Origin of the sequence: Enterobacter sp. DNB-S2 (assembly GCF_019443845.1) — a bacterium.
Classification (GTDB): domain Bacteria; phylum Pseudomonadota; class Gammaproteobacteria; order Enterobacterales; family Enterobacteriaceae; genus Enterobacter; species Enterobacter asburiae_B.
In genome coordinates this window covers 2,213,003-2,239,421 of sequence record NZ_CP050520.1, presented here as the reverse complement: position 1 = coordinate 2,239,421, position 26,419 = coordinate 2,213,003, and the positions used below count along the sequence as shown (strand labels likewise).

Below are 26,419 nucleotides of genomic sequence, written 5' to 3'. Positions count from 1 at the left end.
CGCGCTGTGCTGTTTTTATCGGTTTGCAGAAAACGAAACGGAAAAATGCGGGGCACCTTCAGAAGGAAAGCGACAGAGACAAAAAAAGCACCCGCAGGTGCTTTCTTTCGAACCCAGTTTAACCGTCTGGCTAAACTCAGTTGCCGTAAATATTGGCGCGATCGCGCAGTTCTTTACCCGGCTTAAAGTGTGGAACGTATTTACCTTCCAGCTCGACTTTATCGCCAGTTTTCGGGTTACGCCCGGTACGTGGAGCACGATAGTGCAGAGAAAAACTACCGAAACCGCGGATTTCAATGCGCTCGCCCTGGGCAAGAGTGGAGGCCATATGCTCCAGCATCTCTTTTACGGCATCTTCCACTGCCTTGGCAGGGATATGCGGTTGCTGACTGGCAAGTCTTTCAATCAATTCTGACTTGGTCATGATTCCTCCGGTTCCTTTCAAACCAATTAGCTGAACAGCTCATTAAACAAGGGCGGCCGTAGCCGCCCTTTGTTATTGATTACAGGACGAATCCTGCAATCTGTCAAGTTTGCTCCTCATCCTTCACGCTGTAAATGCGTTACAGCGCAAATGATGCTGAGAACCTGATATTACTCGCCTTTAGCTGCTTTGAAAGCTTCAGCCATTGCGTTGTTAGAGAAGTTTGCATCTTCTTGTTTGTTAACAGTTGCGATTGCATCTTTCTCATCAGCTTCGTCTTTAGCACGAACAGACAGGCTGATTGCACGGTTCTTACGGTCAACGCCGGTGAACTTAGCTTCAACGTCGTCGCCTACGTTCAGAACCAGAGTGGCATCTTCAACGCGGTCACGTGAAGCTTCAGAAGCGCGCAGGTAACCTTCAACGCCGTCAGCCAGTTCTACGGTTGCGCCTTTAGCGTCAACTGCAGTCACTTTACCGTTTACGATTGCGCCTTTCTTGTTCAGTGCAACCCAGTTGTTGAACGGATCTTCTGCGAGCTGTTTAACGCCCAGGGAGATACGCTCACGCTCTGCGTCAACCTGCAGAACAACTGCAGCGATTTCGTCGCCTTTTTTGTATTCACGAACTGCTTCTTCGCCTGCAACGTTCCAGGAGATGTCAGACAGGTGAACCAGGCCATCGATGCCGCCGTCCAGGCCGATGAAGATACCGAAGTCAGTGATAGACTTGATTTTACCTTCAACACGGTCACCCTTGTTGTGGGTTTCCGCGAACTGCTGCCATGGGTTGTTTTTGCACTGTTTCAGGCCCAGGGAGATACGACGACGTTCTTCGTCGATATCCAGAACCATCACTTCCACTACATCACCAACGTTAACAACTTTGGATGGGTGGATGTTTTTGTTGGTCCAGTCCATTTCGGAAACGTGCACCAGGCCTTCAACGCCTTCTTCGATTTCAACGAAGCAGCCGTAGTCAGTCAGGTTGGTTACGCGACCAGTCAGTTTAGTACCTTCTGGGTAACGCTTAGCGATAGCTACCCATGGATCTTCGCCCAGCTGTTTCAGGCCGAGGGATACACGAGTACGCTCGCGGTCGAACTTCAGCACTTTAACAGTGATTTCGTCGCCCACGTTCACGATTTCGCTTGGGTGCTTAACGCGTTTCCACGCCATGTCGGTGATGTGCAGCAGGCCATCAACGCCGCCCAGGTCAACGAATGCGCCGTAGTCAGTGAGGTTCTTAACGATACCTTTGACTTCCATGCCTTCCTGCAGGTTTTCCAGCAGCTGATCGCGTTCTGCGCTGTTTTCGGATTCGATAACGGCACGACGGGAAACAACAACGTTGTTACGCTTCTGGTCCAGCTTGATTACTTTGAATTCAAGCTCTTTGCCTTCCAGGTGCAGAGTGTCACGAACTGGACGAACGTCTACCAGAGAACCTGGCAGGAACGCACGAATACCATTCAGCTCAACAGTGAAGCCACCTTTAACTTTGCCGTTGATAACACCGACCACAGTTTCAGCTTCTTCGTAAGCTTTTTCCAGCGTGATCCATGCTTCGTGACGTTTAGCTTTCTCACGAGAAAGCAGGGTTTCACCGAAGCCGTCTTCTACTGCGTCCAGAGCAACGTCAACTTCGTCACCTACCTGGATTTCCAGCTCGCCCTGGGCGTTTTTGAACTGCTCTGCCGGAATGGCGGACTCAGATTTCAGACCGGCGTCAACCAGTACTACGTCTTTGTCGATAGCAACAACAACACCGCGAACGATGGAACCCGGGCGGGTTTCGATTTCTTTTAAGGATTCTTCAAACAGTTGAGCAAAAGATTCAGTCATGTTTAATCTTCAGGTTAATATTAACGTCCACCTGGCTCCGTGCCGGATGGGGTTGTTTCACATACCCGCCGTCAATCCATTGCAGCGGGGGTACTACTAAATCGGTCGCGATTACGCGAGTGCCAGTTTTTGGCGCGCATATTGTAGCGCTTTTTCAATCACTTGCTCAATAGTTAAACTGGTTGAATCCAGAACTAATGCATCTTCTGCAGGAACAAGTGGGGCGACGGCGCGGTTACGATCGCGGTCATCGCGCTCTTTTATCTCGGATAAAAGGCGATCAAAGTTAACACTAAACCCCTTTTCCTGCAACTGAAGCATGCGGCGTTGAGCACGTTCTTCCGAAGAGGCGTCAAGAAAAATTTTCACTGGCGCATCAGGGAATACCACCGTTCCCATATCGCGTCCGTCAGCGATCAGCCCCGGGGCTTCACGGAACGCGCGCTGACGACGTAACAGCGCCTCGCGAACGCGCGGGAACGCCGCGACCTGAGAGGCCGCATTAGCCACTTCCTGCGTACGGATTTCGCCGCTCACGTCTTCCCCTTCAAGGATGACTTCCAGGTTGCCATCGGTCGATACGAAACGCACATCCAGATGCGCAGCCAGCGGAACCAGCGCTTCTTCAGACGCGACATCCACATGGTGATGCAGCGCGGCCAGCGCCAGCACGCGATAGATTGCTCCCGAATCTAAAAGATGCCATTGCAATGCTTCCGCCATCGCTTTGCACAGAGTACCTTTCCCTGCGCCACTCGGCCCATCAATGGTGATTACCGGGGCAACTGCCGTCATCTTTTTCTCCTTAAATAAGGCATACCGTTTACATGAACGCCGCGCATTATACGCGCCAACGTGCGCAACTGTTACCTTTGCGTGCAAATTACGGAATGATTGAAGCAGAGTGTAGAAGAAATGAGCGGAGATGTTCGTAATGAAGCGTAAGCAAATGCCGCATCGGGCGATGCGGCAATACGTTATCAGGCCAGCGTGCTAATGCGTGCCAGCTGTTCGAAGTAGTCCGGGAACGTTTTCGCCGTACATTTCGGGTCAAGAATGGTGACTGGCGTGTCTGACAGCGCCACCAGCGAGAAGCACATCGCCATACGGTGATCGTTATAGGTGCCGATTTCCGCAAACTGCAGTTTTGCCGGAGGGGTCACGCGAATGTAGTCTTCGCCCTCTTCCACCTCGGCACCGACTTTTCGCAGCTCGGTCGCCATCGCGAACAGGCGGTCCGTCTCTTTTACGCGCCAGTTGTAGATGTTACGCAGCGTGGTAGTGCCTTTGGCAAACAGCGCCGCCGTGGCAATGGTCATCGCCGCATCCGGGATATGGTTCATGTCCATGTCGATGGCGTTCAGCTCGCCGTGAGTACAGGAGATGAAGTCATCGCCCCAGGTGACAATGGCGCCCATTTTTTCCAGCACGTCCGCAAAACGGATGTCGCCCTGCACGCTGTTACGGCCAATACCGGTCACTTTTACCGTGCCGCCTTTAATCGCACCCGCGGCCAGGAAGTAGGACGCGGATGACGCATCCCCTTCAACGAGATAGTTACCCGGAGACTGGTACTGCTGCGCCCCGCGCACCACGAAGCGCTGATAAGACTGGTTTTCCACCTCAACGCCGAAGGTTTTCATCAGGTGCAGGGTTATATCAATGTACGGTTTGGAGACCAGCTCACCTTTAATGGTGATAACCGTATCCTGCGGTGCCAGCGGCGCGGTCATCAGCAGGGCCGTCAGGAACTGGCTGGAGACGCTGCCGTCCACCTCGACGTGACCGCCGGTAAAACCGCCGCGCAGACGCAGTGGCGGATAGTTTTCCTGCTCCAGATACTCAACCTGCGCGCCGCCCTGACGCAGAGCATCCACCAGGTGACCAATCGGACGCTCTTTCATGCGCGGCTCGCCGGTCAGCACAATGTTATTGCTACCCAGGCACAGGGCCGCCGCCAGCGGGCGCATCGCGGTACCGGCGTTGCCCAGAAACAGCTCAAGCTCTTCGCCCGATCGCAGCGCGCCGCCGTTGCCGGTCACTTCGCAGCGGGTACGATCGTCGGAGAGAGTGTAATGAACGCCCAACGCTTTCAGCGCATTGAGCATATGGCGCACGTCATCGCTGTCCAGCAGGTTTGTGAGGACGGTGGTGCCGTTTGCCAGAGCTGCCAGCAGCAGAGCGCGGTTCGAGACACTTTTTGAACCAGGCAGATTAATGGTGCCATCTACCCGCGCGATAGGTTGTAACGTCAGGGATTCCATGAAAACTAAACTCTCAACTCAACATAATAAAAACCCCGCAGGGACGCTGCGGGGGTGAAAAACAGCAAATTAACCGTGACGACGTTCGAAGTCGATCATGAAATCCGTCAGGGCTTTAACGCCTTCCAGCGGCATCGCGTTATAGATGGAGGCACGCATGCCGCCAACGACACGGTGACCTTTAAGCGCATGCAGACCTGCCGCGAAGGACTCTTCCAGGAACACTTTGTCCAGGCTGCTGTCCGCCAGCTGGAACGGCACGTTCATACGGGAACGGTTCGCTTTCGCCACATCGTTGCGGTAGAAATCGCTCTTGTCGATCACGCCATACAGCAGTTCAGCTTTCTGCTGATTCACCTTGTCCATCTGCGCCACGCCGCCGTTTTGCTTCAGCCATTTGAAGACCAGGCCGGAGAGATACCAGGCAAACGTTGGTGGGGTGTTGAACATCGAATCGTTATCGTTCAGCACGGTGTAATCGAGAATCGACGGACAGGATTTATGTGCTTTACCCAGCAGGTCTTCACGCACAACGACGATAGTCAAACCGGCCGGGCCGATATTTTTCTGCGCGCCCGCATAGATAACGCCGTAGCGGCTGACATCAATTGGCGCAGACAGAATGGTGGAGGAGAAGTCGGCGGCAACCACGACATCGCTACCGAAGTTTGGCGTCTCGTCAATGGCAATCCCGTCAATGGTTTCGTTCGGGCAGTAGTGCAGATACGCTGCGTTATCGGAAAGCTGCCACTCGCTCATTGGCTTCACGGCGCGCAGACCGTCAACGGTCACTTTGGCGTCGATAACATTCGGCGTGCAGTATTTATGCGCTTCTTTAACGGCGCTTGCCGCCCAGTAACCCGCGTCAACGTAGTCAGCCGTCGTTTTGTCACCGAGGATATTCAGCGGAACGCCTGCAAACTGGCCGCGTCCACCGCCGTGACAGAACAATACTTTGTAGTTCGAGGGAATATTCAGCAGATCGCGAAAATCCTTTTCTGCCTCTTCCGCCACCTGAATAAACTCTTTACCACGGTGGCTGATTTCCATCACCGACGTACCGAGACCGTTCCAGTCACAGAGTTCCTGTTGAGCCTGTTTAAGCACGTCTGCCGGTAACATTGCCGGACCTGAACTGAAATTAAAGACTTGAGCCATTTCCCCTCACCACGCTAAAAGCCATAAGTTATAACTGTGGATATCGGTTTTATCATTCAGTGACACGCGCCGCAATGTCTAAAACTTATGACCCGCGAAATGTGCCCCGCGTCACACAAAACAATCTGCCGCCTCGCCAGGACAAAACCGACAAAATGGCTGTCAGGTGATGCGTTTGGCCCGGCTAACCTTCGTCCATTCCGGATTTGCACAGCGGGGGCATAATTGACGATCCCCCGGCTGCATCGCGACTACATGGCTACATCTTACGCAAGCATACTCGCCTGACTCAGGTGCGGTTCTGAAACGCTCGATCAGCATATCCGGCAGGATACACAGTCCCGGCTTCACCTCGTCGTCAGAATAGTAATAGACGCTGATCTGCCCGTTGGTTTCCATGATCGCCAGACGCACCTGCCCGAGCTGTTCAACGCTGTTCAGGCGAAGCTCCATAAAGAACTCAAACTCGGTCATATTGGCGCTTTGTACATTTTCCCAGGCCAGCTGTCCGTCCTCGACGATAACGACCGGCTTCCCTTCAAGCAGATCTTCCAGCTTTTCGCTTTTCGCTTTTCGACATCAGCCACATGACAAGGCGATAAAGTAGCGCCAGTGAGACAAAAACGATAAACACCGGCACCATCGGCACGTCGTCATAAAAGGCGACGTCACCCGCCGCCGAGCCCAGCGTCAGGATGATCAACACCTCAAAGAGCGACATCTGCCGCACGCCGCGGCGGCCGGTGATTTTAAGAAACAGGAAGACGAGGACGAAGGTATACAGGCTGCGCAGCGCCACTTCGCCCAGAAATTCGGGAGGAACTTTATCAAACGCCATCCGCTGGAGATCAAATGCTTTCATTTTTCTATGCCTTAACAGTCAGTTACTGCCACTAAGCATAGCCCAGCCTTTTATTTTCGCCGAAGATAGCACCCGTCACGCAAAACCCGTATCATTGCGCGCTTTACGTACGATAAAAGTGAACGCCATGACTCAAACGTTTATCCCCGGCAAAGACGCCGCTCTGGAAGACTCCATCGCTCGCTTCCAGCAGAAACTGACCGACCTGGGTTTTAACATCGAAGAAGCCTCCTGGCTCAATCCGGTGCCTCATGTCTGGTCCGTGCATATTCGCGATAAAGACTGTGCCCTGTGCTTTACCAACGGTAAAGGCGCGACAAAAAAAGCGGCACTGGCCTCTGCGCTGGGTGAGTATTTTGAGCGTCTGTCCACCAACTATTTCTTTGCTGACTTCTGGCTGGGCGAAACCATCGCTAACGGCCCGTTCGTTCACTATCCAAATGAAAAATGGTTCCCGCTGACCGAAGATGACGAGCTGCCGGAAGGTATTCTCGACGCGCGCCTGCGTGCTTTCTACGATCCAGACAGCGAACTGACCGCCAGCATGCTGATCGATCTGCAGTCTGGCAATGAAGACCGTGGGATCTGCGCCCTGCCGTTCACCCGTCAGTCTGACGAGCAGACCGTGTATATTCCGATGAACATCGTCGGCAACCTGTATGTGTCCAACGGTATGTCCGCCGGTAACACCCGCAATGAAGCGCGCGTGCAGGGTCTGTCTGAAGTCTTTGAACGCCACATTAAAAACCGCATCATCGCTGAATCCATCAGCCTGCCTGAAATTCCGGCAGACGTGCTGGCGCGCTACCCGGGCGTAGTGGAGTCCATCGCTAAGCTGGAAGCCGAAGGTTTCCCAATCTTTGCCTATGACGGCTCGCTGGGCGGCAAGTATCCGGTTATCTGCGTGGTGCTGTTTAACCCGGCCAACGGCACCTGCTTCGCCTCATTCGGTGCGCACCCTGACTTCGGCGTGGCGCTGGAGCGTACCGTTACCGAGCTGCTGCAGGGCCGTAGCCTGAAAGATCTCGACGTCTTCACCCCGCCAACGTTTGACGATGAAGAAGTGGCCGAGCATACCAACCTTGAAACCCACTTCATCGACTCCAGCGGTTTAATTTCCTGGGATATGTTCAAGCAGGACGCCGACTATCCGTTCGTGGACTGGAGCTTTGCCGGGACCACGGAAGAAGAGTTCGCCACGCTGATGGCGATCTTCAACGCGGAAGATCGGGAAGTTTATATTGCCGACTACGAACATCTTGGCGTCTACGCGTGCCGCATTATCGTTCCGGGCATGTCCGATATCTACCCGGCTGAAGATCTGTGGCTGGCGAATAACAGCATGGGCGCGCACCTGCGCGAAACGCTGCTGGCTCTGCCGGGCAGCGAGTGGGAGAAAGAAGATTATCTGAACCTGATCGCCCAGCTGGACGAAGAAGGCCATGATGACTTTACCCGCGTACGCGAACTGCTGGGCCTGGCGACCGGTAAAGACAACGGCTGGTATACCCTGCGCATCGGTGAGCTGAAAGCGATGCTGGCCCTGGCGGGTGGCGATTTGGATCAGGCCCTGGCCTGGACCGAGTGGACCATGGAATTCAACCAGTCTGTCTTCTCTGCCGAGCGCACCAATTATTACCGCTGCCTGCAAACCCTGTTGCTGCTGGCCCAGGAAGAGGATCGCGAGCCGCTGCAATACCTGAACGCTTTCGTGCGTATGTACGGTGCTGAAGCCGTAGAAGCAGCCAGCGCAGCCCTGAGCGGCGAAGAGCCGTTCTATGGCCTGCAGGCTGTTGATAGCGATCTGAAAGCCTTCCCGGCGCATCAGTCGCTGCTGAAGGCCTACGAAAAACTGCAGAAAGCAAAAGCCGCTTACTGGTCAAAATAAGCGCACATAACATTACCAGCTGTAGGCGTATTCAATCGTCTGGGCTATATTACGGGGCAATTTCATTGCCCCGTTTTTTATTTTCTTCGGCAATGACTGTTGATTGTAATAATAAAGTTAAACATGGGTAAATATAATAATATTTACCTGGGCTTTACTGTTACTTTTTATGGTAAATACTCCATATTAATTAACTGCGTCAGAGGTGGCTGAACGAAAAAATTCAACTCTTTTCATAACTTTTAAAATTTATTTTTATACGGATAATCAAATACTTACTCCGCATTTGCTGTAAAACCATACACACTGCGGGCCTATAAGCCAGGCGAGATATGATCTATATCAATTTCTCTTCTATAATGCTTTGTTAGTATCTCGTCGCCGACTTAATAAAGAGAGAGTTAGTGTGAAAGCTGACAACCCTTTTGATCTTTTACTCCCTGCTGCGATGGCCAAAGTTGCCGAAGAAGCGGGTGTCTATAAAGCAACGAAACACCCGATGAAGACGTTCTATCTGGCGATCACGGCTGGTGTGTTCATCTCTATCGCTTTCGTCTTCTACATCACCGCCACCACCGGTACTGCCGGAATGCCTTTCGGCATGGCCAAACTGATTGGCGGCATTTGCTTCTCACTGGGTCTGATTCTCTGCGTCATCTGCGGCGCCGACCTCTTCACCTCAACGGTGCTGATTGTCGTGGCAAAGGCCAGCGGAAGAATTACCTGGGGTCAGCTGGCACGCAACTGGCTTAACGTCTACGTGGGTAACCTGGTTGGCTGTCTGCTCTTTGTTTTGTTGATGTGGCTTTCTGGCGAGTACATGACCGCCAACGGTGGCTGGGGCCTTAACGTCCTGCAAACCGCCGACCACAAAATGCACCACACATTTATCGAAGCCGTTGCTCTCGGCATCCTCGCTAACCTGATGGTCTGCCTGGCTGTATGGATGAGCTACTCGGGTCGTAGCCTGATGGACAAAGCCTTAATTATGGTTCTGCCGGTTGCGATGTTTGTTGCCAGCGGCTTTGAGCACAGTATCGCGAATATGTTCATGATCCCAATGGGCATTGTCATCCGCGACTTTGCAAGCCCGGAGTTCTGGACCGCAGTTGGTTCATCCCCGGAAAGTTTCTCTCACCTGACTATTATGAATTTCATTACTGATAACCTGATCCCTGTCACTATCGGGAACATTATCGGTGGGGGTCTGTTAGTTGGGTTGACATACTGGGTCATTTACCTGCGTGGCGACGATCATCATTGATGGTTTTCTCAGGCAGTAAATAAAAAATCCACTTAAGAAGGTAGGTGTTACATGTCCGAGCTTAATGAAAAGTTAGCCACAGCCTGGGAAGGTTTTGCGAAAGGTGACTGGCAGAATGAAGTAAACGTACGTGACTTCATTCAGAAAAACTATACCCCGTATGAAGGTGACGAATCCTTCCTGGCTGGCGCAACTGACGCGACCACCAAGCTGTGGGACAGCGTAATGGAAGGCGTTAAACTGGAAAACCGCACTCACGCGCCAGTTGATTTTGACACCTCCGTTGCTTCCACCATCACTTCTCACGATGCTGGCTACATCAACAAAGCCCTTGAGAAAATCGTTGGTCTGCAGACTGAAGCACCACTGAAACGCGCAATCATCCCGTTCGGTGGTATCAAAATGGTTGAAGGTTCCTGCAAAGCGTATAACCGCGAGCTGGACCCAATGCTGAAAAAAATCTTCACCGAATACCGCAAAACCCACAACCAGGGCGTATTCGATGTTTACACCAAAGACATTCTGAACTGCCGTAAATCTGGCGTTCTGACTGGTCTGCCAGATGCGTATGGCCGTGGCCGTATCATCGGTGACTACCGTCGCGTTGCGCTGTACGGTATCGACTTCCTGATGAAAGACAAGTACGCGCAGTTTGTTTCCCTGCAGTCCGATCTGGAAAACGGCGTAAACCTGGAAGCGACTATCCGTCTGCGTGAAGAAATCGCTGAACAGCACCGCGCGCTGGGTCAGATCAAAGAGATGGCAGCAAAATATGGCTGCGATATCTCTGGTCCGGCTACCAACGCTCAGGAAGCTATCCAGTGGACCTACTTCGGCTACCTGGCCGCTGTTAAGTCTCAGAACGGTGCAGCAATGTCCTTTGGTCGCGTATCCACCTTCCTGGATGCGTACATCGAACGCGACATCAAAGCAGGCAAAATCACCGAGCAAGACGCTCAGGAAATGATTGACCACCTGGTCATGAAACTGCGTATGGTTCGCTTCCTGCGTACTCCTGAATACGATGAGCTGTTCTCTGGTGACCCAATCTGGGCAACAGAATCAATCGGTGGTATGGGCGTTGACGGCCGTACTCTGGTAACCAAAAACAGCTTCCGCTTCCTGAACACCCTTTACACCATGGGTCCTTCTCCGGAGCCGAACATCACCGTTCTGTGGTCTGAAAAACTGCCTCTGAACTTCAAGAAATTCGCTGCTAAAGTGTCCATCGATACCTCTTCTCTGCAGTACGAGAACGATGACCTGATGCGTCCGGACTTCAACAACGACGATTACGCTATCGCTTGCTGCGTAAGCCCAATGGTTGTTGGTAAACAAATGCAGTTCTTCGGTGCGCGTGCAAACCTGGCGAAAACCATGCTGTACGCAATCAACGGCGGCGTTGATGAAAAACTGAAAATGCAGGTTGGTCCTAAGTCTGAGCCGATCAAAGGCGACGTTCTGAACTTCGACGAAGTGATGGAACGTATGGATCACTTCATGGACTGGCTGGCTAAACAGTATGTCACTGCGCTGAACGTAATCCACTACATGCACGACAAGTACAGCTACGAAGCCTCTCTGATGGCGCTGCACGACCGTGACGTTATCCGCACCATGGCGTGTGGTATCGCTGGTCTGTCCGTTGCTGCTGACTCCCTGTCTGCAATCAAATATGCGAAAGTTAAACCAATTCGTGACGAAGACGGCCTGGCTGTAGACTTCGAAATCGAAGGTGAATATCCGCAGTTTGGTAACAACGACTCTCGCGTTGATGACATGGCGGTTGACCTGGTAGAACGTTTCATGAAGAAAATTCAGAAACTGACTACTTACCGTAACGCTATCCCGACTCAGTCTGTTCTGACCATCACCTCTAACGTTGTGTATGGTAAGAAAACCGGTAACACCCCAGACGGTCGTCGTGCTGGAGCGCCATTCGGCCCAGGTGCTAACCCAATGCACGGTCGTGACCAGAAAGGTGCGGTTGCCTCTCTGACCTCCGTTGCTAAACTGCCGTTTGCTTACGCGAAAGATGGTATCTCTTATACCTTCTCTATCGTGCCAAACGCGCTGGGTAAAGACGACGAAGTGCGTAAAACTAACCTCGCGGGTCTGATGGATGGTTACTTCCACCACGAAGCGTCCATCGAAGGTGGTCAGCACCTGAACGTGAACGTCATGAACCGTGAAATGCTGCTCGACGCGATGGAACACCCTGAGAAATATCCTCAGCTGACCATCCGCGTATCTGGCTACGCAGTACGTTTTAACTCCCTGACTAAAGAACAGCAGCAGGACGTTATCACCCGTACTTTCACTCAGTCCATGTAACTGGAATTGACTGAAATCACGCGTTAAAAAGCGTACAATAAAGGCTCCACGTCAGTGGGGCCTTTTTAGCACCCTCTCCACCTCAGTCTCTTTTGTCCGCTATCTATACTCTATGGATATCAGCCAAAACAGACTTCAACACAGCCGGCTTTGAGCTGTGCATACTCAGGCCCCGGACGGGCCGATGCTGGAGATATCACCGCAATGTCAATTATTGGTCGCATTCACTCCTTTGAATCCTGTGGCACCGTCGATGGCCCGGGTATCCGTTTCATCACCTTTTTCCAGGGCTGCCTGATGCGCTGCCTGTACTGCCATAACCGTGACACCTGGGATACGCACGGCGGTAAAGAAGTGACCGTTGAAGACTTGATGAAAGAGGTGGTGACCTACCGCCACTTTATGAACGCGTCCGGCGGCGGCGTCACCGCATCCGGCGGTGAAGCCATTCTGCAGGCCGAATTTGTCCGCGACTGGTTCCGCGCCTGCCATAAAGAAGGCATTCATACCTGCCTCGACACCAACGGCTTTGTGCGCCGCTACGATCCGGTTATCGACGAGCTGCTTGAAGTGACCGATCTGGTGATGCTCGATCTTAAACAGATGAACGATGAGATCCACCAGAACCTCGTTGGCGTCTCAAACCACCGCACGCTGGAATTCGCCAAATACATTGCCGATAAAGGCATCAAAACCTGGATCCGCTACGTGGTGGTTCCCGGCTGGTCAGATGACGACGACTCCGCGCACCGCCTGGGGGAATTTACCCGCGACATGGGCAACGTCGAAAAAATCGAGCTTCTCCCCTATCACGAGCTGGGTAAACATAAATGGGTGGCGATGGGCGAAGAGTACAAACTTGATGGCGTGAAGCCGCCAAAAAAAGAGACGATGGAACGCGTCAAAGGTATTCTTGAACAGTACGGCCACAAGGTGATGTATTAAAGAAAAGCCCGGTGAAAACCGGGCTTTTTTATATTCTATTTAAAGACGCCGTTAATAACGGACGTCACAATGGCTGTACTCAGCGCAATTAAGACCAGGTCGTCTCCGACCACGCGCCATTCATAGCCAGGGTAGGAAGGAAGCTGACCCAGCATTGAGGCCGGCACGGTTTTCTTCGCAATGCCCGGAGGCAACGGTTTACCGCGCGCCAGGTTTTTCGCGATACCCGGAGGCAGAGAGTCATAGCCCGTTAAGCCATAATTCAGCGCCAGATGGCGGGCATGATCGAAGCTCACGCGAGCGTCGACATCGTTACCGACATCTTTACTGCTTTTAAAACTTTTATCCGATTTTCCAGGGTTATCCTGACCGTTATTTTGCTTATTGCCATGGTTACCAGAATTCCCGTTACCATGATTACCGCCATTACCTTGCCCGCCACCGTTTCCGTGACCACCGCCATTCCCGTTTCCAGGATTAGCCATGACCGGAGCCGTTGCAAACGTTAAAGACAACACTACGGCAAGTGCGGTAGTGGAAAAACGACGAATAGACATGATTGCTGCCTTATAGTGGTAGGACTCACATGAATTATCGCCTGGCGCAATAAACAAACAATAAGTAAAACTCTTAGTTGTGACAGGGACAAAAAAGCCTGTCATCGACAGGCTTTTATTTAATCAGGCATGTGCCACAGGCGTTGGATGCTCGCCTGCTTTGCGCAGCAGCATCAAGAGATAAATAAACGACACGCTGGCGATCATGATAAACAATAAATTATCGGAATAATTCTGCATCAGCATCGCGGTAAACGTCGGCCCTAATAAACTGCCGATGGTATAGCTCAGTAACAGCGCCTGGTTCATTGCCACCAGCTGGTGATGTTCAACTTTCTCACAGGCCCAGGCCATCGCGACCGGATAGAGCGTAAAGCCGGCCGCCCCGAGAATAAACAGCGCAGGCGCCATCGCGGCGTTGCTGAGCATGGCAAGGCATCCCATGATGACCACAAAGACCTGCACGCGCAGCACCAGCAGACGACCGAAGCGGTCCGCCAGACGGCCAATCGGCCACTGCCCGACGATCCCCGCACTCACCATCACCGCCATCCAGAAGCCAATTCCAGAATCGCTGACGCCCTGATGATTCAGATAGAGCGGCATCAGGCCGTAGAGCGAGCCCAGTACAATCCCCGAGATAATGCAGCCGTTAACGCCCAGGCGCGCCTGACGGAGTCTGAGCATCGGCCAGACGTGGGTCGCTTCCTGATGCTCGCTGTTCTGGTTCACAATGCGCGTGAAGAGCAGCGGCAGGATCGCGGCGAGCACCATGCCCGTTACCCACGGCAGAACGCTCATCAGATCGGTTGGCAGCTTGCTGACCATCAGTTGCCCCAGCACGGTGCCGACGTAGTAAACCATCATATAGGCCGCCAGCAGGCGTCCACGGTTGCGCGAAGTGCCGCTGCACATCAGCGCGCTTTCAACCACCACCCAAATCATCGCGCAGCCTACGCCTGCGATAAAGCGCCATGCCATCCAGCTCCAGAAGCCGACCATCAGGCCCAGCCCGGCACACCCGGCGGCGAAAATCAGCGAAGCCAGATAATAGCTGCGATTAAAGCCAAAGCGCTTAATCAGGCTCCCGGTCATTAGCGTACCCAGCAGGTTCCCGGTAAAAAAGGACGAGCTGACCATACCCACCTGCCAGGTCGGTAAGTTTTCATGGGCGAGCCATAGCGGGACGAGCGTATTTAACACTGCGATCGCCAGGGTCAACAGAAGCAGGCCACAAAGCAACAGAAGCACTGGCCGGGTATAGGTGGTCATGGATTAAAAACCGTGAGGAAGTTCAGATTTCGTGCGCATCATGCCACTGGCAAAACCAAAGTCAATCCACTGATTTAGCCGCCTCGCACAATATGTTCCCTGTCGATTTAAAAAACTTATCCTGCTAATGCCACGCCTGCTATAGATATTAATTATGTGTCTGTTTTTATTTATTAATGAGCGAAATTAAAACAAAACGACAGTCGAAAAATTTCATGATCGAAAAAAGAAAAGCCGGGCACTCAGACCCGGCTTGATATAACTCAATGCAACGTTAGCTGGCGATAGCCATACCTACGGTCATATGCAACCCGTAGAACACACCGCGGCCAATCAGTTCACCCGCCAGGACCAGCACAAAGGCCAGTGACAGCAGCGGCAGCGCAGGCTGATAACCTTTGAGCTGAGGAGCAATCCAGAATACCAACGCAGCGACCAGCAGAACGATGCGCCAGGCCATCAGAGAACCGTAGTCCGGCACCAGGGCAGAAGCCTGCTGGATAGAGCTGTGAATGGTTGCCAGTTCTGCCCCCTGCATCAGAGCGACCATCGCACTCACCACCAGCGCCAGCAGCGAAACAGCCGGCAGCAAACGCATTGCCCACCCGTCTACGCCCGCCACGCGCAGCAGCAGGTAGCCCAGCAGCGGCCCGCCGATAAACATCGTCAGGAAGAAGCTCATCGGCGTCCAGACGCTGTACCAGGTTGGAACGGTATCGATGGTGTTATAGACGCGCACCATCATCCACACGAACACCACGCCCAGCACCATGGTCACGATCAGCCACAGGCTGCGCAGACCCGCAGGCAATTTCTTCAAAGCGGCCAGCAGCCAGCCCAGCCCACCGACGGCAAAGAAAATTGCCCCGCTGGCAATCTCGTTACTGAGGGATGAGGCCCCCACGCGGTTCAGAGAGTTAAACGCGCGCATCGGCGAACCCAGGTGCAGCGTAGAGGCGATAAAGCCAATTCCCATCAGCACCCACAGGCCAAACATGCTCAACACTAAACGCTGCTGCTGTTCAGCGTTGAGATTTCCCTTCAGCAGCGCCAGCGCGAGCACAATGAAACCGCCCGCCACGCACTGGCCAAAGACCGTGAAGATCATCAGCGGCCATTCATGCCATCCACTTCCCATCTCACACCTCCTTCGGATTTGCCAGGTAGCCGGTGGTGTCACCTGTAGGACGGCTGTTGGCGTTAGGTTTAATCACAATGCTCGGCTTCGTGAAGTGCGCAGACGGCAGCGGTGCCACTGCGGCAAGCTGACCGTGTTTTTGACGCAGCTCCTCAATCGGACCGAAGTCCAGCGCGCGCAGCGGACAGGACTCGACGCAAATCGGCTTTTTGCCGTCCGCCACGCGGGTGTGGCAACCGTCGCATTTGGTCATATGACCTTTGGCGGCGTTGTACTGCGGCGCGCCGTACGGGCACGCCATGTGGCAGTACCGACAGCCGATGCAGACATCTTCGTCCACCACCACAAAGCCGTCTTCACGCTTGTGCATCGCCCCACTCGGGCAGACCTTGGTGCAGGCCGGATCTTCACAGTGGTTACAGGCAATCGACAGGTAATAGGCAAAGACGTTCTGATGCCAGATGCCGTTATCTTCCTGCCAGTCGCCCCCGGCGTATTCGTAGATGCGGCGGAAGCTGACGTCAGGAGTCAGGTCTTTGTAATCTTTACAGGCCAGCTCGCAGGTTTTGCACCCGGTGCAACGGCTGGAATCGATAAAAAATCCATACTGGGTTGTCATCGGCTACTCCTTAAACCTTTTCAACCTGGACAAGGTTTGTGTGGGATGGGTTGCCCTTCGCCAGCGGCGACGGACGCTGCGTGGTCAGCACGTTAATACTGCCCGCCTGGTCGATGCGGTTGGCATCAGGGTTGTACCAGGCCCCTTCCCCCAGCGCCACCACGCCTGGCATCATGCGCGGCGTCACTTTGGCCTCAATGTGCACCTCGCCGCGGCCGTTGAAGATACGCACGCGATCGCCATTGCTGATGCCGCGTGCTTTGGCATCCATCGGGTTGATCCACATCTCCTGACGGCAGGCGGCCTTAAGTACTTCGACATTGCCGTAGGTGGAGTGAACGCGCGCTTTGTAGTGGAAACCGGTCAGCTGCAGCGGGAATTTCGCCGTCAGCGGATCGTTATAGTTCTCGAAACCTGGCGTGTAGATCGGCAGAGGATCGATAACGTCCCCTTCCGGCAGCTCCCAGGTCGACGCGATTTTTGCCAGCTCTTCGGAGTAGATTTCGATTTTGCCCGACGGCGTGGTCAGCGGGTTCGCCTGCGGGTCTTCACGGAACGCTTTGTACGCCACGTGGTGCCCTTCCGGATCGCGCTGTTTGTACATCCCCTGCTTGCGGAAGGTATCGAAATCCGGCAGGTCAGGGACCGCCTTACGGGAGAGTTCATGCAGATGGCGCATCCAACCTTCCTGAGTACGCCCCTCGGTAAACTGCTGCTCAACGCCAAGACGTTTCGCCAGCTCAGAGGTCATCTCATAAATGGTTTTGCACTCGAAGCGCGGTTTGATCGCCTGGTCGGTAAAGATCACGTAGGACATGTTGCCGCAGGAGGCGTCCAGCGCGAAATCCATCTGTTCAGAGGCGGTGCAGTCCGGCAGCAGGATATCGGCGTATTTCGCCGAGGAGGTCATGTGGCAGTCGATGACCACAATCATCTCGCACTTCTTATCATCCTGCAGGATTTCATGGGTGCGGTTGATTTCGGAGTGCTGGTTGATGAGACAGTTACCGGCATAGTTCCAGATCATCTTGATCGGCACGTCCAGCTTGTCCTTGCCGCGCACGCCGTCGCGCAGGGCGGTCATTTCAGGACCACGTTCGATCGCATCGGTCCACATAAACATGGAGATGCTGGTCTGAACAGGGTTATCCAGCGTAGGCATACGTTCAAACGGCACTTCATACGAGCCTTCACGCGCGCCGGTGTTACTGCCGTGAATACCGACGTTGCCGGTCAGAATGGAGAGCATGGAGATGGCGCGAGTCGCGATTTCGCCGTTCGCATGGCGCTGCGGTCCCCAGCCCTGGCTGATGTAGGCCGGTTTGGCCGAGCCAATCTCACGCGCCAGCTGAACGATACGCTCGGGCGGAATACCGGTGATGGTGGACGCCCACTCGGGCGTTTTCGCCACGCCGTCGCTGCCCTGTCCGAGAATATAGGCCTTGTAATGGCCATTTGCAGGCGCGCTGGCTGGCAGGGTTTTCTCGTCATAGCCGACGCAGTATTTATCCAGGAAAGGCTGATCGACGAGGTTTTCTGTGATCATTACCCACGCAAGCGCCGAGACCAGCGCTGCATCGGTACCCGGACGGATTGGGATCCACTCATCTTCACGTCCGGCGCCGGTGTCGGTATAGCGCGGATCGATAATGATCATGCGGGCATTGGATTTGGCGCGGGCCTGTTCGAGGTAATAGGTTACCCCGCCGCCGCTCATGCGGGTTTCGCCCGGGTTGTTACCGAACAGGACGACCAACTTACTGTTTTCGATATCGGACGGGCTGTTGCCGTCCGCCCAGCCGCCGTAGGTATAGTTCAGGCCCGCAGCAATCTGCGCCGATGAGTAGTCGCCGTAGTGGTTGAGATAACCGCCGCAACAGTTCATCAGGCGTGCCACCAGCGTTTTACCCGGTGGCCAGGAGCGGGTCAGCGTACCGCCGAGCGTCCCAGTGCCGTAGTTCAGGTAGATGGATTCGTTGCCGTACTCTTTGATAAGGCGCTGCATATTGGTGGCGATAATGTCGTAGGCTTCATCCCAGCTAATCCGCTCGAACTTCCCTTCCCCACGCTTACCGACGCGCTTCATCGGATATTTCAGGCGGTCCGGATTATACACGCGACGACGCATTGAGCGGCCGCGCAAACAGGCACGAACCTGATGTAACCCTTCGTAGTTATCGTCGCCGGTATTGTCGGTTTCGACATATTTTATTTCGCCATCCACCACGTGCATACGCAGCGGACAACGGCTACCGCAGTTTACGGTACAGGCACTCCACACCACTTTTTCCGGAGCTGAGGCTGGGGATAGTGCATCAGCCGCTGAGGCCAGTCGGGTAAAAGGAAGCGTGAAGGCGCTGCTGGCTACGGCCAGGCCGCCTATTGCCGTGGTTTTCATCAACCCACGGCGAGTGACCTCGGCAGCCATTAATGCTTCAGGCGCGTTGATTTTCATAGAGACTCACTTTGGTTGCTCACAAAGAAAAGAGTGGCGGCGCAAACCGCTATGTATTTTTATATACAACGAATTTTTACGTAATCAGCTTTTTCTGCTGACTTTCATTCGGAGGAGTATTACTACTTTAGAGGGAGGGGGTATTGCGTCGTGTCAATTCAGAGGCATAAAAAAAGCGCCCAAAGGCGCTTTTTTATTGTGAGGCAAAGAATTAGCCGATGTACTGCTGGCCTTTCATGTATGGACGCAGCACTTCAGGGATCTCAATACGACCGTCTGCCTGCTGGTAGTTTTCCAGCACGGCAACCAGCGTACGGCCCACAGCCAGACCAGAACCGTTCAGGGTATGCACCAGACGGGTTTTCTTGTCAGATTTGCTGCGGCAGCGTGCCTGCATACGACGCGCCTGGAAATCCCAGACGTTAGAGCAGGAGGAGATCTCACGATAGGTGTTCTGAGCAGGCACCCACACTTCCAGATCGAAGGTTTTGCAGGCGCCAAAGCCCATATCACCGGTGCACAGGGCCATACGACGGTACGGCAGGCCCAGCAGCTCCAGCACTTTCTCAGCGTGGCCGGTCATCTCTTCCAGCGCGTCCATGGACTCTTCAGGGCGGACGATCTGCACCATCTCAACTTTGTCGAACTGGTGCATACGGATCAGACCGCGCGTGTCGCGACCGTAAGAACCTGCTTCAGAACGGAAGCACGGTGAATGTGCCGTCAGCTTAATTGGCAGGTCGTCTTCATCGATGATCTCATCACGCACGAGGTTAGTCAGCGGCACTTCAGCGGTTGGGATCAGCGCGTAGTTGCTGCTGTCTGCTTCCTCGTCCAGCGGACGGGTATGGAACAGATCGCCGGCAAATTTTGGCAGCTGGCCTGTACCGTACAGCGTATCGTGGTTGACCAGATACGGCACGTAGGTTTCGCTGTAGCCATGCTGCTCGGTGTGCAGATCCAGCATGAACTGCGCCAGTGCGCGGTGCAGATGGGCAATCTGGCCTTTCATCACCACAAAACGGGAGCCGGTCAGCTTAACCGCTGCCGCAAAGTCCAGGCCCGCGTGCATTTCGCCCAGCGTCACGTGATCGCGCACTTCGAAGTCAAACTCACGAGGCGTACCCCAGCGTTTCACTTCAACGTTGTCGTTTTCATCTTTGCCGACAGGCACGCTGTCGTCAGGAATATTCGGGATAGCCAGGGCAATATCACGAATCTCGGCCTGAAGAACGTCCAGCTCAGCTTTAGCCTGATCCAGTTCTTCACCCAGTTTGTTCACTTCCAGGCGTAATGGCTCAATATCTTCCCCGCGCGCTTTCGCCTGGCCGATGGATTTCGATCGAGAGTTACGCTCTGCCTGCAGATTTTCAGTTTGTACCTGCAGAACTTTACGACGCTCTTCGAGAGCGCGCAGCTTATCTACATCCAGCTTAAAGCCCCGGCGTGCCAGTTTTTCAGCGACTGCGTCTGGCTCATTACGCAGCAGATTGGGATCGAGCATGCTTATCCTGTGCTTATCGAATTAAAATAGGAAAATGTGACCACAGCCTGCGGCCACAAGGATACATTGCCAACATTACCGCAACGATTGAACTAACGGTAGCGTTTTATAGGGCTATTTTGATCCTGTCCGGCGAGCCAGGTGAGCTTTTCACCAATCTTGCCTTCAAGACCTCTGTTTGTGGGGTGATAATAGCGCGTTTGTGCCATCTCCTGCGGGAAATATTCCTCCCCGGCAGCGTAGGCATTGGGTTCATCATGAGCGTAACGGTACTCCTGCCCGTAACCCATCTCTTTCATCAGTTTGGTCGGCGCGTTACGCAGGTGAACCGGCACATCGTAGTCCGGACGTTCACGCGCGTCGGACATCGCCGCTTTAAAGGCGGTATAAACCGCATTGCTTTTCGGCGCGCAGGCCAGATAAACAATCGCCTGCGCAATGGCACGTTCGCCTTCCGCAGGTCCAACGCGGGTGAAGCAGTCCCAGGCCGACAGCGCAACCTGCATGGCGCGAGGATCGGCATTGCCGACATCTTCTGACGCAATCGCCAGACAGCGACGCGCGACATATAAAGGATCGCCGCCCGCAGTGATAATGCGCGCGTACCAGTAAAGCGCCGCATCCGGCGCGCTGCCGCGCACGGACTTATGCAGCGCCGAGATCAGGTCGTAAAAACGGTCGCCTTTGTTATCGAAACGCGCGCTGCGCTCCCCCGCAATTTCGGTGAGCAGCTCCTGCTTCAGCACCCGCTTCCCGGCATCGTCGACTTCGGCCATATCGGCCATCATTTCCAGCGTATTCAGCGCACGCCGCGCATCACCGTTTACCAGCTCGGCAATCGCACGACGCGTGTCGTCAGGCAGAACGATATCCTGCCCGCCGTAGCCGCGCGCTTTGTCGTTCATCGCCTGGGTGAGAACCTTTTCGATGTCCTCGGTGGTCAGCGATTTGAGCAGGTAAACGCGCGCGCGGGAAAGCAGCGCCGAGTTCAGTTCAAACGATGGGTTTTCGGTGGTCGCACCGATGAAGAAGATCGTGCCGTCTTCAATATGCGGCAGGAAGGCATCCTGCTGGCTCTTGTTGAAGCGGTGGACTTCGTCCACGAAGAGGATGGTGCGCCGTCCGGCATTGCGGTTCTGCCGCGCACGCTCGATCGCCTCACGGATCTCCTTCACGCCGGAGGTGACCGCCGAGATACGTTCAACGTCCGCGTTGGCATAGCGGGCGATAACTTCTGCAAGCGTAGTCTTGCCGGTGCCAGGGGGGCCCCAGAGGATCATGGAGTGAAGATGCCCGGCCTCAATGGCGCGCGGCAATGGCTTACCGGCAGCCAGCAGATGTTGCTGGCCGATGTACTGCGCTAAATTTTCTGGCCGCATACGGGCGGCCAGAGGTTGAAACGCGTTATCTGAAAAATCGAGCGACAGATTGCCCACTCACGCCTCTTACTTATTGCGTTGGTCGTCCACCGTTACGCCCTGCGGCGGGGTAAAGGTGAATTTCGATGCATCAACGGCGCCGTTTTGCTGAGACTTGAGCTGGTAGCTGCTGCGCTGATCGTCCTGCTCAACCGCGCCAAACTGATTAATCGTACCGTTGGTGCTTACGTTAATGGTGAACTGCTTCAGGTTGCCGTTACTGCCTTTCGGCGTCAGGACAAACTCGTCACCCGTCTGTTTAATATTGTACTGCTGCCAGTCGCTGGACTGGTTACGAGCAATCAGCATAAACGGCGTATTGCTGGTGGCATCTTTCAGCCAGGTCGCCGTTGCCTGCTCAACGAACGGGTTGAAGAACCATAAGGTTTTGCCGTCAGACACCAGGATGCTCTCATCCGGCTGGGTCATGTGCCAGTTGAACAGATTTGGGCGTTTTACCCACAAATCTCCCTGACCTTCCTGCACCGCGTTGCCGCTGCCGTCAGTCACTTTTTGCGTGAAGCTGGCGTGGAAGCTGCTTACTTTATCCAGTCGGCTTTTAAGGTCGCTGGCCGCATCAGCCCAGACGCTGCTGGCGACAAAACTGGTGAGTAATGCACAGGCGATGGCGATTTTTTTCATTGTTATTCCTTAAAATACGTCTTCCCGATATGGGGTTTCCGTCTTCTATTCTGGACCTGCCCGAAGGCAGGCGACAGAAGAAAATGCTTAATTTGGGCTGATTTACCCTTCTTTGCAATCGCTGAAGGTTAATCAAACGGCGGAGGCGCCAGCACCTCGCGGTTACCGTTATGCCCCTGCTCGCTCACAATGCCCTGCGCTTCCATCTGCTCGATGATGCGCGCCGCGCGGTTATAGCCGATGCGGAACTGACGCTGCACGCCTGAGATGGACGCTTTGCGTTTTTCGGTAACGAAGTTAACCGCCTGATCGAATAACGGATCCAGCTCTTCGCCGCCGTCGAAGCCACCGCCGCCGCCTTCGCTTTCCGTGTCGCTGGTAATACCGTCAACGTATTGCGGACGACCGCGCGCTTTCCAGTCCTGCACGACGGCGTGAACTTCCTCATCGCGGACGAACGCACCGTGGACACGCACCGGAGAGGTGGAGTTCGGGCCTGAATAGAGCATGTCACCCATACCCAGCAGCGACTCTGCGCCGCCCTGGTCAAGAATGGTACGGGAGTCAATTTTACTGGATACGGTAAAGGCGATACGCGTCGGGATGTTCGCTTTGATAAGACCAGTGATAACGTCCACGGAAGGACGCTGGGTCGCCAGCACAAGGTGAATACCGGCCGCACGCGCTTTCTGCGCCAGACGGGCAATCAACTCTTCTACTTTCTTACCGACGGTCATCATAAGGTCAGCGAATTCATCAACCAGCACGACGATATAAGGCAGTTTTTCCAGCACCGGATGCTGAGCATCCATGCTGTCACCCGGCTTCCAGTAAGGATCCGGGATCGGACGCCCCATGCGCACAGCCTGGGCAATTTTCTCGTTATACCCGGCCAGGTTACGCACGCCCAACGCAGACATCAGCTTGTAGCGGCGTTCCATCTCGTTGACGCTCCAGCGCAGGGCGTTGGCGGCGTCCTTCATATCGGTGACCACTTCGGTCAGCAGATGCGGGATGCCTTCGTAGACCGACAGTTCGAGCATTTTCGGGTCGATCATAATGAAACGCACATCTTCCGGCTGCGCTTTATAGAGCATGCTGAGGATCATGGCGTTCACACCGACAGACTTACCGGAACCGGTGGTACCCGCTACCAGCAGGTGAGGCATTTTGGCGAGATCCGCGACTACCGGATCGCCAGCGATATCTTTACCCAGCACCACGGTCAGCGGGGACGGGTTATCGCGGAATTTGGTGTTATCCAGCACTTCACGCAGGTAGACGGTCTGACGTTTCTTGTTCGGCAGCTCAAGGCCAACGTACGGTTTGCCCGGTATTACTTCCACCACACGTACCGCCACGGTCGAGAGAGAACGCGCCAGGTCGCGGGACAGGTTGGAAATACGCGCGGCTTTAACGCCGGGCGCCAGGTTCAGTTCAAAACGGGTGATCACAGGACCCGGCGAGTAGTTCACCACGTCCGCTTTGATGCGGAAGTCAGCCAGACGCGCTTCCACCAGACGCGCCATCTGCTCCAGCGCGAAGGTATCGACCGGCTCCACTTCTGACGGCGGAGGCGTTAACAGATCCAGCGACGGCAGCGGCGTGCTTGGACGCTGTAGCGGACGGCTGTCACCGTTACGCATCAGCAGAGGGTGAATCAGACTTTCCTGCGGCTGAGGCGCAGGCTGCTGGAACTGCGGCGGCTGTGGTGGCTGCTGCGGTTGCTGAACAGATTGATGCGGCTGCGCGTAGGCCTGTGGTGCTGGCTGCTGGCGCACAGGCTCCGCTTCCGGCATCACGCTCGGGGTAAATAAAGGCTCGCTAGGGCCATCATCCACCAGATCCTTCATCGGCGAGAATTCAAAATCAGACAGCGAGAACGGATTTGCTCCAGCCGGTTGTTCACCGGAATAGCGCTGCTGCTGGGTGGCGGCGAACTGGCGCGCCAGTTCTGCTTCAGCCGCGTCCTCTTCGTCTTCCAGCATAGGTTCATCGTGCTGGTATTCATTACCGTAGCGCTGATTCTGCTGCGCGGCGAACTGACGGGCCAGCTCGTCCTGCTGCATTTCATCGGCGTCATCTTCGTACTCAGGCTCGCGCGCTTTCTCTTCCGCCATACGCTGGGAAGGCAGCTTGATGCCATAAGAGGCAAGCTCACGGCGGGTTGGAACGCGAACGCGGTTAGGGCGAGGCAGTTGCGGACCAATCCCCTCCTTCACCTGAGGACGTGGCGCGCCACTGGTTGCCAGGCTAAAAACAGGTGCAGCCACGGCAGCGGCCGCGGTAGCCTGCTTCACGCTTTCCGCTACGGGTGCGACTGCAGGCGTCGGGTCGATCGGTGGAACGGAAACAGAAGGCGCTTTCGTCACCGGCTCCTGCACCGGTTCAGGCACAGGCTGGTACCAGGCCGCCAGCTGCTCGCGTTCACGCGCGCGACGCTCTTCAACTTCTTCAAAATAGTACATCGGCGGACGAGAGGGTTTTACCTCTTCCACAATTTCAGGTTCAGGCTGCGGCTCTACATAAGGCTGCACAGGTTCAACCGGTTCAGGCACATACTCCTGATAAGGTTGGGCCACAGGCTGTTCATAGTGCGGGGACTCTTGCGGTTCATATGCAGGCTGCGGCGGCTGATATGGCTGCTGCCACTGCTCCTGCTGCACAGGGATGTAGCTTTCAGGTTCAGGCGCGATAACCGGCTCCGGCGTGTGAACGCCTGGCGCAGTCTGCCAGTCAACCTGAGGCTGCTGAATAACGGATTCCGGCGGCGAAACCGGCGCGGATGGCGTCACGGCCCCGACAGGCGCGGCATACGCCTGCGCAGCGGTCGTCGCGGCTGCGGCGGCTGCAACCGGCTCGGTAACCGAATGGCCATTTAACAGCGGATCGTATTCGTCGAAGTCACCCGGAGTGGCCCGGCTGCCGGAGAAGAGCACATCGTCAGGATCGACGGCGACACCCGCAGCGCGATACGCCACCTGCTCGTCTTCATCCATGCGCTTACCGGAGAAGAGCGCCGCATCGGTTTTACGACCCAGCGGATTGGCAAATTTTTCAGCAACACGCTGGCGACGCGCCAGCGCGCCGCGCAAAATACGCGCACGACGAGACTCGCGACGCTGCACAGGCGCGTCATCTTCCTCTTCATCTTCGTATTCGTCTTCATCAACCCACGTATCGTCACGGCGGGTACGGTTGCTGGCGAAAGTCAGAATGGTGAGGATAAAACTTCCGATCTTCTCAGCAATGCTCACCCAGGACCAGCCGGTAAACAGCGTCAGCCCGGCCGCCCAGATGCACAGCAGCGCCAGCGTGCCGCCGCTGCTGTGCAGCATCGGCTGCAGCGCAGAACTGAGTAAACTGCCGATCACTCCGCCAGAGGCGAAGTACCAGATATCATCCGCATTGATTGCCGCCAGCCCGCACGAGGTGAGGATCAGCGCCAGCGCGCCAATCAGGCGCAGCGACACGGCAAAATAGTCGATGTAATCATCGTTCTGACGATGACGCCACGCAAACCAGCATCCGCCAATGATAATGACGGGAAGGGTGTAGGCCATCACACCGAAAATGAAGAACAGCGTGTCCGCAAGCCAGGCACCGGGGACACCGCCTAAATTATGGATAGGCTCATGCCATGCAGTTTGTGACCAGCTGGGATCTGAGGGGTTGAAACTGAGTAAGGCTGCCATCAGCCAGACGGCAAAAAGGGCAATAACAATCAGCAAAGCCTCGAGGAGACGACGTCCGCTGCTTAGCTTCGATAGTGTGACTTCTTTGTCTTCAGTGTATTCCTGGCTCAAAAAAGGCTCTCCAGGTATCAGGCAT

At 54.7% G+C, this 26,419-nt stretch carries 18 protein-coding genes and 1 pseudogene; 4 read left to right on the top strand and 15 right to left on the bottom strand.

Annotated features, from left to right (window positions below; translation table 11 throughout):
- Positions 1-136: 136 nt before the first annotated feature.
- The 6 genes and pseudogenes from ihfB to HB664_RS10515 form a co-directional block, all read right to left on the bottom strand.
- Complete coding sequence (ihfB, locus tag HB664_RS10540) at positions 137-424, bottom strand: integration host factor subunit beta (RefSeq protein WP_008499965.1); 288 nt, start codon at positions 422-424, stop codon at positions 137-139.
- 170 nt (positions 425-594) lie between these two features.
- Positions 595-2,268 carry a 30S ribosomal protein S1 gene (gene rpsA / locus HB664_RS10535; protein ID WP_008499966.1) on the bottom strand — a complete coding sequence of 558 codons (1,674 nt, stop codon included), beginning with the start codon at positions 2,266-2,268 and terminating at the stop codon, positions 595-597.
- Positions 2,269-2,379: 111 nt separating this feature from the next.
- Positions 2,380-3,063 carry a (d)CMP kinase gene (cmk, locus tag HB664_RS10530; protein WP_013097305.1) on the bottom strand — a complete coding sequence of 228 codons (684 nt, stop codon included), beginning with the start codon at positions 3,061-3,063 and terminating at the stop codon, positions 2,380-2,382.
- Positions 3,064-3,248: 185 nt separating this feature from the next.
- Positions 3,249-4,532 (bottom strand): 3-phosphoshikimate 1-carboxyvinyltransferase, encoded by a 1,284-nt coding sequence (aroA, locus tag HB664_RS10525; RefSeq protein WP_029739498.1) that lies wholly within the window; start codon positions 4,530-4,532, stop codon positions 3,249-3,251.
- 69 nt (positions 4,533-4,601) lie between these two features.
- On the bottom strand, positions 4,602-5,690 hold the full coding sequence (gene serC / locus HB664_RS10520; RefSeq protein WP_029739497.1) for a 3-phosphoserine/phosphohydroxythreonine transaminase: 1,089 nt from the start codon (positions 5,688-5,690) through the stop codon (positions 4,602-4,604).
- 162 nt (positions 5,691-5,852) lie between these two features.
- Positions 5,853-6,552, bottom strand: a pseudogene (locus HB664_RS10515) (DUF421 domain-containing protein).
- A 127-nt stretch (positions 6,553-6,679) separates the two neighbouring features.
- On the opposite strand from HB664_RS10515, the gene ycaO reads away from it, so the two are divergent.
- The 4 genes from ycaO to pflA all read left to right on the top strand — a co-directional run bounded on the left by ycaO (position 6,680) and on the right by pflA (position 12,983).
- Complete coding sequence (gene ycaO / locus HB664_RS10510; RefSeq protein WP_033145089.1) at positions 6,680-8,440, top strand: 30S ribosomal protein S12 methylthiotransferase accessory factor YcaO; 1,761 nt, start codon at positions 6,680-6,682, stop codon at positions 8,438-8,440.
- Positions 8,441-8,846: 406 nt separating this feature from the next.
- Complete coding sequence (focA, locus tag HB664_RS10505) at positions 8,847-9,704, top strand: formate transporter FocA (RefSeq protein WP_008499974.1); 858 nt, start codon at positions 8,847-8,849, stop codon at positions 9,702-9,704.
- 51 nt (positions 9,705-9,755) lie between these two features.
- On the top strand, positions 9,756-12,038 hold the full coding sequence (pflB, locus tag HB664_RS10500) for a formate C-acetyltransferase (RefSeq protein ID WP_033145088.1): 2,283 nt from the start codon (positions 9,756-9,758) through the stop codon (positions 12,036-12,038).
- Positions 12,039-12,242: 204 nt separating this feature from the next.
- Positions 12,243-12,983: a pyruvate formate lyase 1-activating protein gene (gene pflA, locus HB664_RS10495; protein ID WP_023310991.1), complete on the top strand. Its 741-nt coding sequence runs from the start codon at positions 12,243-12,245 to the stop codon at positions 12,981-12,983.
- Between the two features lie 35 nt (positions 12,984-13,018).
- Here pflA and HB664_RS10490 read toward each other — a convergent pair whose 3' ends face one another.
- The 9 genes from HB664_RS10490 to HB664_RS10450 all read right to left on the bottom strand — a co-directional run bounded on the left by HB664_RS10490 (position 13,019) and on the right by HB664_RS10450 (position 26,394).
- Positions 13,019-13,540: an anti-virulence regulator CigR family protein gene (locus tag HB664_RS10490; protein ID WP_023310990.1), complete on the bottom strand. Its 522-nt coding sequence runs from the start codon at positions 13,538-13,540 to the stop codon at positions 13,019-13,021.
- Positions 13,541-13,663: 123 nt separating this feature from the next.
- A complete protein-coding gene (locus HB664_RS10485; protein WP_047742311.1) occupies positions 13,664-14,812 on the bottom strand; it encodes an MFS transporter in 1,149 nt (382 codons plus the stop codon).
- 274 nt (positions 14,813-15,086) lie between these two features.
- Positions 15,087-15,950: a dimethyl sulfoxide reductase anchor subunit family protein gene (locus tag HB664_RS10480; RefSeq protein ID WP_029739492.1), complete on the bottom strand. Its 864-nt coding sequence runs from the start codon at positions 15,948-15,950 to the stop codon at positions 15,087-15,089.
- Position 15,951: 1 nt separating this feature from the next.
- On the bottom strand, positions 15,952-16,569 hold the full coding sequence (locus HB664_RS10475) for a DMSO/selenate family reductase complex B subunit (RefSeq protein WP_219940767.1): 618 nt from the start codon (positions 16,567-16,569) through the stop codon (positions 15,952-15,954).
- Between the two features lie 10 nt (positions 16,570-16,579).
- The gene (dmsA, locus tag HB664_RS10470; protein ID WP_219940766.1) at positions 16,580-19,024 is read right to left on the bottom strand and encodes a dimethylsulfoxide reductase subunit A; all 2,445 of its coding nucleotides are present in this window, start codon (positions 19,022-19,024) and stop codon (positions 16,580-16,582) included.
- 211 nt (positions 19,025-19,235) lie between these two features.
- The gene (serS, locus tag HB664_RS10465) at positions 19,236-20,528 is read right to left on the bottom strand and encodes a serine--tRNA ligase (protein ID WP_008499983.1); all 1,293 of its coding nucleotides are present in this window, start codon (positions 20,526-20,528) and stop codon (positions 19,236-19,238) included.
- Positions 20,529-20,620: 92 nt separating this feature from the next.
- Complete coding sequence (rarA, locus tag HB664_RS10460) at positions 20,621-21,964, bottom strand: replication-associated recombination protein RarA (RefSeq protein ID WP_087822267.1); 1,344 nt, start codon at positions 21,962-21,964, stop codon at positions 20,621-20,623.
- A gap of 9 nt (positions 21,965-21,973) precedes the next feature.
- Positions 21,974-22,588 (bottom strand): outer membrane lipoprotein chaperone LolA, encoded by a 615-nt coding sequence (lolA, locus tag HB664_RS10455; RefSeq protein WP_023310983.1) that lies wholly within the window; start codon positions 22,586-22,588, stop codon positions 21,974-21,976.
- A 128-nt stretch (positions 22,589-22,716) separates the two neighbouring features.
- Positions 22,717-26,394, bottom strand: coding sequence for a DNA translocase FtsK 4TM domain-containing protein (locus HB664_RS10450; RefSeq protein WP_219940765.1), 3,678 nt, complete (start codon positions 26,392-26,394; stop codon positions 22,717-22,719).
- Positions 26,395-26,419 lie beyond the last annotated feature (25 nt).